This window comes from Vibrio sp. 661, from assembly GCF_033339315.1.
GTDB lineage: Bacteria > Pseudomonadota > Gammaproteobacteria > Enterobacterales > Vibrionaceae > Vibrio > Vibrio alginolyticus.
Map to the genome: position 1 here is coordinate 1 of NZ_JAWOUJ010000032.1, position 13,866 is coordinate 13,866.

Annotated in this window: 5 protein-coding genes; 2 read left to right on the plus strand and 3 right to left on the minus strand. The window is 45.0% G+C overall.

Annotated features, from left to right (window positions below; translation table 11 throughout):
- The first annotated feature begins 15 nt into the window (after positions 1 to 15).
- Positions 16 to 7,311 (plus strand): tandem-95 repeat protein, encoded by a 7,296-nt coding sequence (locus R7P69_RS24110; protein WP_318098226.1) that lies wholly within the window; start codon positions 16 to 18, stop codon positions 7,309 to 7,311.
- 69 nt (positions 7,312 to 7,380) lie between these two features.
- Here R7P69_RS24110 and R7P69_RS24115 read toward each other — a convergent pair whose 3' ends face one another.
- From R7P69_RS24115 to R7P69_RS24125, 3 genes are all read right to left on the minus strand, one after another.
- Positions 7,381 to 8,421 (minus strand): IS481 family transposase, encoded by a 1,041-nt coding sequence (locus R7P69_RS24115; RefSeq protein ID WP_064369879.1) that lies wholly within the window; start codon positions 8,419 to 8,421, stop codon positions 7,381 to 7,383.
- A gap of 189 nt (positions 8,422 to 8,610) precedes the next feature.
- Entirely contained in the window at positions 8,611 to 9,225 is a 615-nt protein-coding gene (locus tag R7P69_RS24120) for an OmpA family protein (RefSeq protein ID WP_005377363.1), read from the minus strand.
- A 2-nt stretch (positions 9,226 to 9,227) separates the two neighbouring features.
- Positions 9,228 to 10,541, minus strand: a complete 1,314-nt coding sequence (locus R7P69_RS24125) for a TolC family outer membrane protein (protein ID WP_021707835.1) — start codon at positions 10,539 to 10,541, stop codon at positions 9,228 to 9,230.
- A gap of 389 nt (positions 10,542 to 10,930) precedes the next feature.
- On the opposite strand from R7P69_RS24125, the gene R7P69_RS24130 reads away from it, so the two are divergent.
- Positions 10,931 to 13,866, plus strand: a 2,936-nt coding sequence (locus R7P69_RS24130; protein ID WP_318121709.1) for a Calx-beta domain-containing protein, incomplete at its 3' end; no start/stop codon positions are given.

Consider the following 13,866-nt stretch of genomic DNA (forward strand, 5'->3'; position numbering starts at 1 on the left):
ATTGCAGACCAAACCTTGGCGGAAGACTTTACGCCATACACCATCAATCTAAATACGGCCTTCAGTGATGTGGATAATGTGGATGGCGAGTTAACGTTTAGCGTCTCTGGCAACAGTAATGTCAATGTCTCAATAGAAAATGGCATTGCTACGTTCACTCCAACTGCGGACTGGAACGGCTCAGAAGCATTGACCTTTACTGCTACCGATCCAAGCGGTGAAAGCGTTAGCCAAACGGTGAACTTCACAGTAGCGCCTGTGGCGGACATCGTGGCAGATAAAGCAACGGTTGTGGAAGACACACCAACCATCATCAAGGTTTTAGGTAACGACACGTTCGAAGGCGACGACAAAGTGGTGTCGCTCGATAGCAATAACGGTCCAGCCAACGGCACGGTCTCGGTCAACCCGGACGGCAGCGTCACTTACACGCCAAACGACAACTTCCACGGGGCAGACAGCTTCACCTACATCGTCACCTCCGGTGGTGTCAGTGAATCCACCATTGTTAACGTCGATGTCACGCCAGTAAACGACAAACCTGACAGTGAAGACTTTACGCATGTGGCCGATGATCAGCTTACGCACGTTGTGTTTGATACCGATACGAAGCCTCTGGGTCACGGTGACTCTCAAGATCATATCGCGGATGTTGAAGACGACTTAAAAGGCAACGATCTACATGTCCGAATTACTGAACTGCCAACCTCAGGTACGTTGTTCTTTAAAGATAGTGATGGTGAGTTGCACGAAATTAAAGAAGTAAGCGATACGCTTTATGACAAAGACAGCCTTTACTATGAAGCTGATAATGTGGGTTTCTTATTAGGTATCAAGGATCGCCCAGATACACTAAATAGTTCCGAGTCTACAACAGATTTCAATAATTGGGGGCTAAGTGAGGACGGAGGTCCATCACACTCCCGTACTGAGCATTTAGCAAATGGAGCTTCTATCACCATTTCTTCTGATAGCGGTGAGCTTGCGCAGTACAACCGCCAGGTGTCACACATCGGCAATGGTATCGCTGACAATGATGGGCAGGGTATTGAGAAAGGTGAAACGATTACGATCGATTTGTCTAATAATCCTGTGGGCAGCGTAAACCTTGGCTTAGATGGATTAGGTGGATTGTTTGATTACGGTGATGACAACGCAGCACTTATTACGGTTACATACTTAGATTCAAATAATGTCCAACAGACTCAAACGTTCGAGTTTTTGAAGCCTGAAGGCAACTTCATGCTATTCCAAGAAACAAGCGTTGGTTATGGGAAAGATCTAGCTCTTCCTGAAGGTTCGGTCATTACTCAGTTAGATTTTTCTACGAAAAATGAAGGGAACTGGGAGTTACGTTATGTAGAAGGTGTACCTGCCGAAGACAGCTTTGGATATGTGGCAGTCGACTCTGAAAATGGCGTTAGCGATCCATCTACAGTCAATATCGTTAATGAAATGCTAGATGGTAATATTGCTGAAAATGGGCCAAGCCTGTCTGTGGTCGGTGATAGCGTGACTGAGGGTGACAATGTCACGTTCTCGGTTGTTCTAAATGAAACCACTAGCACTGCCGTTAAGTACCAAGTTGATATGCTTGCTCAAGGTTCTTCAGTTGATAAGAATGACGTAAATCTATCAAATGCAACCTATACAAATGGTGTTGTTTTCTTAGGTGGTTACTTGATTGTTCCTGCAGGTATAAGTAGCTTCGAAATATCGATTCCGACTATTGATGACTTGGTTGTGGAAAGCAGCGAAACGATCGTTCTTGAGATCGGCGGTGAAACGGGGACGGCAACAGTTCTTGATAATGACAGTACAAAACTTAGCGTAGTAGATGCCGGCGATGTCATTGAAGGAACTGACGCAATATTTACCGTTTTACTCTCTAACCCTGTTCAAGAGGCCGTTGTCGTCAATCTGAAGTCAACAACAAATGATAGCTATACTGCGGAAGATGTTGATCTAGGCACTATGGTAGTGACCTATGTGGATACTCATGGTCAAACTCAAACATTAGATATAGCGCCTAATGGAGACGTTACTATACCTCCAGGTGTCGCTGAAATTAAAGTCGCAGTCCCGACCAAACTAGATAATGTCCATGAAGGTGATGAGAGCTTTGGTCTTACGGTTACGGAAATCGGTAGTGTCACCAGTAATGGTATTGCAACTGGTAACGCAAATATTGTGGATTCTGATCCTGCACCTTTAGTTAGTATTAGTGCCGATCAAAATAGCGTAAATGAAGGTGAAACGGCAGGCTTTACGCTGACACTTGATAAAGTTGCAGATGAGAGTGTTACGGTTCATGTCGAATATAGTGGCGTGGCCCAAGATGGAAAAGATTTTGTTGGCGTTCTGAGTGTTGAAGTTCCTGCGGGTCAATCTTCAGCTGCTCTTGACTTACTGACGGTCACCGATGGTATTTATGAGGGCGCAGAATCTTTCACAGTAACCATTAAAGAGGTTGATGGCGCTGATGCGAGCATTGCTTCAAATAACAGCGCAAGTGTTGTGATCGTTGATGCCCAAAGTGCACCGAAAGTGACTATTAGCTCAGATCAATCCTCAGTTGATGAAGGTAGTGATGCAAAATTTATCGTCAACATTGACCAAAAAGCAGATGAAGATGTACTGGTAACATTCACAATCGGAGGGAATGTTGATGACAAAGATTATATTGCTCCAAGTACGTACACAGTCACGATTCCAGCGGGTAAAACGTCGGCGCCGATTGATATAAAAACTCTCGATGATGGTATTTACGAAGATCTTGAAAACCTAACCGTGACTCTAATTGATACGGTTGGTGCAGATTCGACGCTTGCAAGTGACTCGAATGAAGCAACAGTCTCTATTATAGATGCTCAGCACGCTCCAGAGTTTATTTCTGGCGGCGATAGTGCTGGTGACAAACCAAATGATGATGTTTACGACTTCGGGTCAGTTAACGAAAACACGGTGATTGGGGCCGTTATCGGCACGGTCGTTGCTGAAGATCACGATAATGACGTGCTTGTATACCGTTTTGCAGATGGCTCGAGCACTAATGGTATTTTTGATATCGACCCGACAAGTGGAGAGATTTCATTGAACAAGACAATCGATGATGTTGACTTGGGCGATTATACGCTTCAGGTTGAGGTTATCGATGGAACTGGCGGGATTGATACTGCCGAGGTAAATGTTTCTCTGGTAAATGTGAATGATGCTCCTGAATCTTCGCCTTCAGTGGTTGAGATGAATGAAGATACTCAAGTGATGCTTGATTGGTCATCATTCGGTATTAGCGATGTGGACTCTGATGTATCAGATCTATCCGTCCAAATTACAACGCTTCCTAGCGATGGCTCATTAGAGTACAGAGATTCGCAAGGCGATTGGCAGTCTGTACAAATCGATCAAGTCCTCGATAAATCGCTTTTTGAGGAAAACGGTGTTCGTTTTGTACCTGAATTAAATGAATCAGGCAGTGACAGCTTCGGCGGAAATCAAGTCGGAGATCAGGAATCTAGTTACGCTCAAATTGGTTTTAAACCGACAGATGGGCAGAGCTCTGGTCAAGAGTCGACACTGACAATAGACGTGAACCCTGTAGCTGACAAACCGAACTTAATTGCAGTGACGCCATTAAACTCATTGCCTCAACAAGAGTTTAACGTTACGACATGGAGTAATGTTCAAGTTGGTTCTAGTGATGGTATGGGGGTCAATGGAGAGACTCTAATCTCAGCGATCAACGCTCTTAATGAAGCCGATGGTACTCGATTGAGTTGGGCAAATGTGGAAGATTTAGGGACTCATGCAACCTTGGCAAATGAGGCCGTTCTAGTCACATCTCTTGTTTATCTCGAGGCTGGCTCGAGTTACGACTTTGTCGGTCAAGCCGATGATAGCCTTGCAATCAAGTTGGGTGGTACGTTACTTGATCAAGCTCGTTGGGGGAGCGACAGTGGTGATATTAAGGGAGCTAGCTTTACCCCTTCGGTATCTGGCTTTTATCCAATTGAAATTTATCACCATAACCAAAGTGGTCCGGGTAACTTTAATGTGGATGTATCCATTAATGGACAAGCGCCTGTCAACCTGAGCAATAGTAGTCTTTACGTAGTTAGTGATGAAAGTGCACTAGAAGCAACTGATATCAGAACGTCTGAACTACAAGAAGTTAATGGTGTTGCGTTTTACGAAACATACCAGCTGAACGAAGGGTTACAAGATACAGCGATACCGCTCTCTGAAATTAAAGCAAGCTTAAATGATACAGATGGCTCTGAATCACTTAAAGTCACGCTAACTGGCTTACCTGTAGGTGCGATCCTTTCAGATGGAAATAGTTCTATTACTGTCGCAACTATTGATGAAGAACTGGACGTGACAAGTTGGGCATTAGATGCACTTACTGTGACTCCACCTGCGGGCTCCCATGATGACTTCACTATCAATTTGACTGCAACGAGTACAGAAAGCTCGAATGGTGATTCAGCAGAATCTAACTTGGCGATCAATGTTGTAGTACATGAGAACTTACCGACGGAAACGGAAAGTGATTTGGGCGAAACCATAGAAGACAATACTCTACAAGGGAATGTATTGCTTAATGACTCTGACGGCGACAATATTCTGATGGTAGATCATCTTACTATCGATGGTGCTGATTACGAGGTAGGCGAAAGTGTTTCTTTGACTAGTGGTACGTTACTAGTAAACCGAGATGGTAGTTACATATTTGAACCTGCTGAGCATTGGTCAGGTGACGTTCCATTAATTAGCTATACCACAAATACTGGCGTAACAAATACACTTGATATCAATGTTGTTGCTATCGCAGATGCACCTACGATCACGATCAATGTTGGCGACTTAGTTAAACGAGATGCTATTGATCCAAACCATCACTTAGCTACATCGGCAATAAATAATACCAATACCGAAAATGAGGCTGTCGCAGCCAACCTTGGGTTGGATAATGCAGTACCTAAAATTAATACACACGCTGGTGTTGTGTTGGGAGTCAATACTGACTTAAGTGACACCGACAGCTTGTTTGTTGGGACAGATTTCAACGATGTATTCTATGGTGGCGGTGGCGATGACGTATTTGTTGGCGGTGGTAACAATGATACGTTTTATGGTGATGACGCGACCAGTCTTACTCTGCATGATGGTAAAGATACAGTCTACTTAACAGGGAACTTTGATGACTACAAAATGACCTTCAAAGACGATCATGGAGGTAAAGTTCCATATTGGATTTTATTAGATAGTCGTTCTATCGATTCGGTAAACGATCATACAGGTAGTGATGACCGAGGTGATCATTTATATGAAATTGAACGCGTTGTTTTTGCAGACAAAATTGTTGATTTGAAACCTGATGGCACTTATGAAGTGCTTCAAGATCGCTGGATTTCGGTCGATGTGGATGTTGATCTAGTTGATGTCGATGGAAGTGAGGATTTAGCGCAGACTGCTCTTGTACAAGATCTACCAGACGGTGTTGACGTGTATGTTGATGGGGTCGCAATTAAGCAAGATTCAAATGGAGATTACCCTGTCACTCTTGGTACAGATGGTAAGCTTTCCCTGGATATCAGAGTGCCATTCGATTATGAAGGCAGCTTAGAGTTCCCGCTAAGCGTTACTGCTACGTCTGTTGAAGGATCAAATAATGACGCAGCTTCAACAACTGAATCCGTTGAGCTTACAGCTCGTGACTATGTGTTGGAGTCGGGATCGCATGGGAATGATCAGATAACGGGTAGTGACGATCACGATATTATTGTTGGTGATGTTCAAGGATTGGAGATCATTGCAGGTCAGGACTACAACATCGCATTTGTTCTGGACACTTCAGGGAGCATGGGTAACTGGGTAGGAACTGCGAAGCAAGAAGTGCTAGATGTGTTTGATGAGCTGTTAAGTGCGGTAAATCAAGGAGAGAAGCCAGGGACAGTGAATATTCACCTTAGTGAATTTGCTTCAAGTGCATCAGCGGTGATTTCTGTTGACTTGAGTTCTCTTACAGCAAGAAAAGAGTTTGTAGAAGAGTTGAATCGTGTAATTGATGATGAGGGTTCTGGCGGCACAAACTATGAGGCGGGCTTACAGTCGGCCGTTGAATGGTTCAGCAGTCAACCTAACCCTAATGGCCAAAATATCACGTACTTTGTTACGGATGGTCAACCAAATAGAGCAACATACCTCTATGGTGTAGCACCGAGTGAATTCTCGAAAGTGATTTTGGACGTCGATAATTCTGGCAAGCTTGTTACCCTGCAAGATATTGCGAGTAAAAACAATTACTCATACGGACAAACAGTTACCTACAAAGGTGATGTCGTTATAGATAGTTACGGTAAGGTTTATTCACCGCTAACAGGAAGAATCCTTGGCGATATCGACAGATATTATGGCTCTATCCGTTATTACGATGAAGGGAATAGCTCGACACAAGCTCAACACATGTATCAAGTACTAGCGGCATTGTCCTCTATAGAAGCGATAGGTCTTGGGAGTGGCGTTGATGAACATACACTCAAGCAGTATGACACTGATGGTGTGGTAGAGTCAGATATTGATGTTACTAAGCTTGCTGAAACGATATTGGGTCAAGATGTACCTCTCAAACAAGGTTCAGACACTATTCAAGGAGGTGAAGGTAACGATATCTTGTTAGGTGACTTAATTGAGTTTGGTGGTAATGAACAAGGCTTAAGTGCGATTCAATCACATGTGGCGCAGCAAACGGGTCAGGATGTGTCTACCGTTGACGGCGAAGATATACATGAGTACGTTAGAAATAACTTGGAAGAATTCAACCAAACTCACCAAGGAGATAAATCGGATAATTTATATGGCGGCGCTGGTGATGACTTACTATTTGGTCATGGTGGCAACGACATACTCGTTGGCGGTGAAGGGGATGATATTCTGATTGGTGGTTTAGGTAGTGATACTTTAACAGGGTCAGAAGGGGCCGACATCTTTAAGTGGAGTGAAGTCACTAACGATGTTGATACTGTCACTGACTTCAATAAAAATGAAGACGCTCTAGACTTCTCAGATCTGTTTGACGACTTATCTAAAGATGAAATTGGAGAGCTTCTTAATGATCTTCAATCAGGTGATCATACTGGTGATGTCGGAGAGTATCATGTAGAAGTGGCACCAGACGGGGGATCTGAGGCAAACCTGAGTATTACAAAAGGGAGCTCGACATTGGACATCCATTTTGACGGTGCAAGTGTTGATGATGTGACTCAAAGCTTAATTGCGAGTTTAGAAGCTCAGTACAAAGACATGTAGTAGCGCTAAACTGTACTAATTCAGACCTGATCTGACAGTTACCCACTTTTCGACTCGGTGTCTGTCAGATTATATCTGGGCTAGATTCTTTTCAGCCCAGATTGACTTCCCATCCTCTAATGTCTCTATTGGCGTTCGGCCGCAGCACATTTTTCCTTGATGAGTACGATGATTGTTGTAGTAGTCCATCCATTCGTCCAGATCTTTCTGTAACTCTTCCATTGAACCATACAGTTTCTTTCTGAATGTCACTTGGTAGAACTCATTTAATATGGTCTTGTGGAAGCGTTCGCAGATACCATTTGTCTGTGGCGACATCGCTTTAGTTTTCGTGTGGTCGATATCATTGATGGCAAGATAGAGTTGGTAATCGTGCTGTTCAACACGGCCACAGTATTCAGTACCACGGTCAGTCAAGATTCGCAGCATTGGCAGCTCATGAGCCTCGAAGAACGGTAGAACCTTATCATTCAACATGTCCGCTGCGGTGATTGGTGTTTTTGTCGTGTAGAGCTTAGCGAAGGCGACTTTGCTGTAGGTATCAACGAACGTCTGCTGATAGATGCGTCCAACACCTTTAAGGTTGCCAACATAAAACGTGTCTTGAGAGCCGAGATAGCCTGGGTGTGCGGTTTCTATCTCACCACAAGCCTCGTCATCATGTTTCTTGCGCTCAAGGGCTGCAACTTGCTCGTCCGTTAGAATAATACCGTTTTCAGCGACCTGTCTTTCTAAGGCAATAAGGCGCTTTTTGAAGTTTTCTAAGTCATTACGAAGCCAGATTGAACGCACGCCACTTGGAGAGATAAATATACCGAGTTTACGTAGCTCGTTGCTTGTTCGAACTTGCCCGTGAGCTGGGAAGTCGATGGCGTACTTGAGAACGGCTTGTTCTGTTTCACTATCGACACGATTCTTCAGGTTTGGTGTTCTTCGACTTTGATTAATCAGAGCATCAATACCGCCAGTTTCGACTAGCTCTTGATAGCGGTAGAAAGTGTCTCTAGATACACCCATCACCTTACAGGCTTTTGATACGTTGCCGAGTTCTTCTGCAAGATTGAGAAGGCCTGCTTTGTGTTTGATGATTGGATTGCTAGTATGAAGCATGAGAGTTACCTCTTATTGTCTTTGATTACAGATTCAGCACCTTTAATCAAAGTGGGTAACTCTCTTCTTTTCAAATTGAAGTGCCAGATCTAGTCGGAACTAATACAGCTAAACTGTAGTCAAATTTAAAATCAAAAAGGTCTAGCAATTTGCTAGACCTTTTATTTTTACGGTCTGTTTATTGTTGTGCTAGCTTTTTGGAAGTGTTGTGAAAACGGTCCATTCTTTCTTCACTTCACCCTTGTGGCCAATCACTGTTGCGGTTACTCGACGGTTCAATGCGTGACTAACTTGGTCTGTACCTTGTGTCGCAAGTACTGTGTCTCCATAGCCGACAATGGTAACTCTATCTCCACTAATGCCGTTCTTCATGAGCTCTTTTCTAACGTTTTCAGCGCGGCGCTTAGATAAGTCAAGATTATGTTCTGCAGTACCAGTGCGACTAGCATAACCTTGAATCTCTATAGACGTGTTCGGGTACTCTTTCAAAAAGTCGGATAGTTCAAGAATTTGTTGCGTAAAGATAGGGTTGATCACATCGGAATCGTTCGCAAATAGTACTCGAATTTGCATTTCTTGTGAGGAGTCAACGTACGAACCGCAACCGTCGTTGTCTATTTCGGCACCCAAAGGTGTACCCGGGCACAAATCTCGCTCGTTAATGACTCCGTCAGAGTCATCATCTATATGATCAGCCCACTGATCGGCAATTGGGGTATCTATGTAATCATATTCATCACCACGATCTGATGAACTGCATGCGGAGAGCATTAATGAGAGTGTAATAAAAGCTATGTGTTTCATAATTAATACTCCACTTCTTCTAGCCATTCTTTAGGCATTTCAACCCTTAATGCACTCAACAGTTGCCCAGTTGCGTTCATCACTCGATATTTGGCGTACTGCTCTGCGTATTTAGAATCTAAGTAGTCTTTACGCGCCTCAAAGAGCTCGTTTTCAGTGTTCAATAGATCAAGCAGTGTTCGTTTACCGATGCGATATTGCTTCTCGTAAGCAATTACGGTTTCAGACGCAGAGTCTACATGATCTGATAGAAACTCTTTTTGTTGTAATGTTAAATCAAGCGCACTCCAAGAAAGCCTTAACCCTTCTTCAACATTGCGATAGGCACCTTCACGCAAGTCTTTTGCTTTATTTAGCTGGTAGGCAAAGTTTTCTGAGTTCGCTGCATCACTGCCACCATTGAATAGGTTGTAGCGTAGACGCAGCATGGCAAGTGTCTCATCACTTCGACCTTTTAAACCATCAGCGTCGTCACGCCATGTTTGCGAAGCTTCAATTGAAATGGTTGGGTAATTAACACCTTTAGACTGTTTGTATTGAAACTTAGCCGAGTCTACGTCTGCGAGCGCCACTTGAATAACGGGATGAAGTTCAAATGCCAAGCCTACCGCTTCATCAACCGTGTACGGGATAAAGTTTTGGTCCGCTCTCGGAAAGATTAACCCTTGTGGTGTTTGACCGACTAAACGAGTGAACATCGTGTGAGAGTCATACAGGTTATTTTGAGCAGCAGCTAAGTTTCCGTGTGCTTTTGCCAAACGTGCTTCTACCTGCGTCAAGTCAGCAGTAGAGCCGATACCCGAGTTGACTCGTTTTTTAATGTCATCGTAAATATCTTTATGAACAGCAAGGTTGTTTTCTGAAAGCTTTAGGACTTCATACGCTTTAACAGCGTCCAAGTACACTTTAGTCACTTCAAGTGCCTTATCTGAAGCATCTGCTAAGAGTTGAAATCTAACAGATTCAGCATCAGCTGCGGTTCGATCAATATCATTTAATGTAGCGCTACCATCCCATATTAGTTGGGTCAGTGTCACTGAAGCTTCCTTTCGAGTGTAATCCGTGTCTCCTCGACCAACTTCATCTGACGGGTCTAATCCTTCATATCCAATTCCAGCATCTAGATCAACAGAGGGGAGGTAAGCACCTGATGAAGCTTCATTTATGTACTTCTGGCTCATAAACTCGTTAAATGCACTCTTAATATCGGGGTTATTTTGTAGCGTCTGTGCAACCGCTTGCTCTAGAGTTTGACCGAAAACTGGTGAAGACACTATTAAGCAACAGCAGGCTATATGTACTCGATTCCATCTCACGTTAGTTCTCCTAAAATCATGTCGCTCTTATTCTGTTTCATATTTGAGACGAGAAGTTACAAACAATGAATTTTCTTAGTGCGTATTATCAACTTGTTGATGTTTAAATGTTTAATTCAATAAAAAACAACAATCTTACTCTCTAAACTCTAGCATACGAGGCAAAGCTTGCTTGGTAAGTGGTCGATTTTTTCGTAGAAAACCTTTTTATCTTAAGAGCATAGCGGAAACTGGTTTAAATGAAGGCAAATTCTTCGGTTATTTTCCTTATTACTCTCAAAAAACTAAATCCTCTTGGAATAAAACGAAAAATTCATATTTTGTCTAAACTATAGACGTGTTTAGTGCAGTAACAAGCCTTTAATTAAACTAATACAAGGATGAAGAGCATGGATCGAGTAGCGTTAAGTTCATTGATGAGCAATGTCGTGGTTATAGGGCTTGATGGGAACCTGAGAAGTCTTGAAAGTGGTCAGCTACCTCAGCCTGGTGAATTAATTATTGAGGAAGTTTCTGATACATCAGAATTAATTGTACAACAGGTAACACCGCAAGGTAGTTCAATTAACGTTACTGATGATGTCACTGCGCTAATCGAGGCTATCGCTAGTGGAGAAGACCCTACTGCTCTTGGTGAGGATTTTGAGCCAGCTGCAGGTGAGGAAAGTGGTTCTAGCCCCCAAAATACTGGTGCAATAGATCGTACTGGCGCTGAATTGTTGGCTAGTACGAATTTTGAGACCGTCGGTATTGATGGAATCGGACTATCTACAACTCAAGCACTATCTTTGTTGGATCTTTTCAGAGTAATTAATGGCCCTGTACCACCGACTATCTTAGTTCAAGAAATATCTAGTCCGACTATCAACGAAGGTGACCAAGTTGTATTCGATATTACTCTAAGTCAAACAACTGAAGACAACACTGATGTCATTCTTTCTCTCCTTGATGGAACCGCAACAGGCGGCTCAGCTGACGAGAACGGGAGTGACTACGTCAATGAGCGTGTCCTCATAACATTTTCTGATGGTACAACAGAAGAAGTTTCAGTCGGTGAAAGCGGAACCTTTACCATTTCGATCCCACCGGGTGAAAGTGACTTTACGGTCTCTATAGACTCTATTGACGACTCTGTATTTGAAGGCCCAGAAACGTTTACGCTCTCTGGCACGACAGAAGAACAAAGCACACCTGTTACTGGGACTGCCACTATTTTAGATGATGGTAGTGGACCTGGCTCAAATCCTGATGATGATCGCCCAGCGGTAACGATGAGTGATGCAGGTACGGTTAATGAGGGTGAGACAGCGAACTTCAAAGTGACGCTGTCGAATGCCTCCGAGTCCACTGTTCAAGTCGAGCTAGGCCTGAACTTAGGTGACACCGAAGTTGGAGACTTAGGCACCTTAGAATACAACACAGGCTCCGGTTGGGTTGCAGTGCCAAACGATGGCGTAGTAACGGTGCCAGCGGGGCAAACTGAGTTTGATGTGCGTATCGCTTCCATTGATGACGCCGTTTATGAAGGTCCTGAAGATTTCAGTGTGACAGTGACTGGCATTGGTGCAGTGCAAGGCAGCGATACGGGGACGGCGACGATCGTGGACGACGGCAGTGGTCCGGGCCCTGATCCGGATGATGACCGTCCAAGCGTGACTATCTCAGATGCTGGCACCATCAATGAGGGTGAGACAGCGAACTTCAAAGTGACGCTGTCGAATGCCTCCGAGTCCACTGTTCAAGTCGAGCTAGGCCTGAACTTAGGTGACACCGAAGTTGGAGACTTAGGCACCCTAGAATACAACACGGGAAGTGGTTGGGTTGCAGTGCCAAACGATGGCGTAGTAACGGTGCCAGCAGGGCAAACTGAGTTTGATGTGCGCATCGCTTCTGTTGATGACGCCGTTTACGAAGGCCCTGAAGATTTCAGTGTGACAGTAACCGGCATTGGCGCAGTACAAGGCAGCGATACGGGGACGGCGACGATCGTGGACGACGGCAGTGGTCCGGGCCCTGATCCGGATGATGACCGTCCAAGCGTGACTATCTCAGATGCTGGCACCATCAATGAGGGTGAGACAGCGAACTTCAAAGTGACGCTGTCGAATGCCTCCGAGTCCACTGTTCAAGTCGAGCTAGGCCTGAACTTAGGTGACACCGAAGTTGGAGACTTAGGCACCTTAGAATACAACACAGGCTCCGGTTGGGTTGCAGTGCCAAACGATGGTGTGGTGACCGTGCCAGCAGGGCAAACCGAGTTTGATGTGCGTATCGCTGCCATTGATGACGCGGTGTACGAAGGCCCAGAAGATTTCAGTGTCACGGTAACCGGCATTGGCGCAGTACAAGGCAGCGATACCGGTACGGCAACGATTGTGGATGACGGCAGTGGTCCGGGCCCTGATCCGGATGATGACCGTCCAAGCGTGACTATTTCAGACGCTGGCACCATCAATGAGGGTGAGACAGCGAACTTCAAAGTGACGCTGTCGAATGCCTCCGAGTCCACTGTTCAAGTCGAGCTAGGCCTGAACTTAGGTGACACCGAAGTTGGAGACTTAGGCACCTTAGAATACAACACAGGCTCCGGTTGGGTTGCAGTGCCAAACGATGGCGTAGTAACGGTGCCAGCAGGGCAAACCGAGTTTGATGTGCGTATCGCTGCCATTGATGATGCTGTTTATGAAGGCCCTGAAGATTTCAGTGTGACGGTAACCGGCATTGGCGCAGTACAAGGCAGCGATACGGGGACAGCAACGATTGTGGATGACGGCAGTGGTCCGGGCCCCGATCCGGATGATGACCGTCCAAGCGTGACTATTTCAGACGCTGGCACCATCAATGAGGGTGAGACAGCGAACTTCAAAGTGACGCTGTCGAATGCCTCCGAGTCCACTGTTCAAGTCGAGCTAGGCCTGAACTTAGGTGACACCGAAGTTGGAGACTTAGGCACCTTAGAATACAACACAGGCTCCGGTTGGGTTGCAGTGCCAAACGATGGCGTAGTAACGGTGCCAGCAGGGCAAACCGAGTTTGATGTGCGTATCGCTGCCATTGATGATGCTGTTTATGAAGGCCCTGAAGATTTCAGTGTCACGGTAACCGGCATTGGCGCAGTACAAGGCAGCGATACCGGTACGGCAACGATTGTGGATGACGGCAGTGGTCCAGGTCCTGATCCGGATGATGACCGCCCGAATGTGACTATTTCAGACGCTGGCACCATCAATGAGGGTGAGACAGCGAATTTCAAAGTGACGTTGTCGAACGCCTCCGAGTCTACAGTTCAAGTCGAGCTTGGCCTCAACTTAGGTGACACCGAAAC